The following is a 555-nucleotide window of genomic DNA, read 5'->3' on the forward strand; positions in this document are numbered from 1 at the left end:
CGGCGGGCTGCGCGTCGGATCGGTCGGCGGGCGGTGGGTTCATGGCGGTGTCTCCTCCACCCCGACGTGATGCTAGGCTCGCGTCCGGCAACGGGCGGGGGCTGGGCGATGGACGATGCCGTGGCGCTGCGGATCCTGCCGCGGGCGCACGATCTGGGCGGGTTCGAGGTGCGGCGCGCGCTGCCCTCGGCCGAACGGCAGATGGTCGGGCCGTTCATCTTCTTCGACCAGATGGGGCCGGGCGAGTTCCTGACCGGGCGCGGGCTCGACGTGCGGCCGCATCCGCATATCGGGCTGGCGACCGTCACGTATCTGTTCGAGGGTCAGATCCTGCATCGCGACAGTCTCGGCTCGGCCCAGCCGATCGAGCCGGGCGACGTGAACTGGATGACCGCCGGGCGCGGCATCACCCATTCCGAGCGCACCGATCCGGCGCTGCGCGGCCACGCCAACCGGCTGTTCGGCATCCAGTCCTGGGTCGCGCTGCCGGCGGCGGCGGAGGAATGCGCGCCCGGCTTCGCCCACCATGCGGCGGCGACGCTGCCGGTGCTGGAC

The 555-nt window shown here is 72.8% G+C and carries 1 protein-coding gene; it reads left to right on the forward strand.

The window, feature by feature from the left end:
* Nucleotides 1–108: 108 nt before the first annotated feature.
* Nucleotides 109–555, forward strand: a 447-nt coding sequence (locus B8460_RS20495; protein ID WP_241771257.1) for a pirin family protein, incomplete at its 3' end; no start/stop codon positions are given.

This window comes from Acidisphaera rubrifaciens HS-AP3 (assembly GCF_000964365.1).
Taxonomy (GTDB): domain Bacteria; phylum Pseudomonadota; class Alphaproteobacteria; order Acetobacterales; family Acetobacteraceae; genus Acidisphaera; species Acidisphaera rubrifaciens.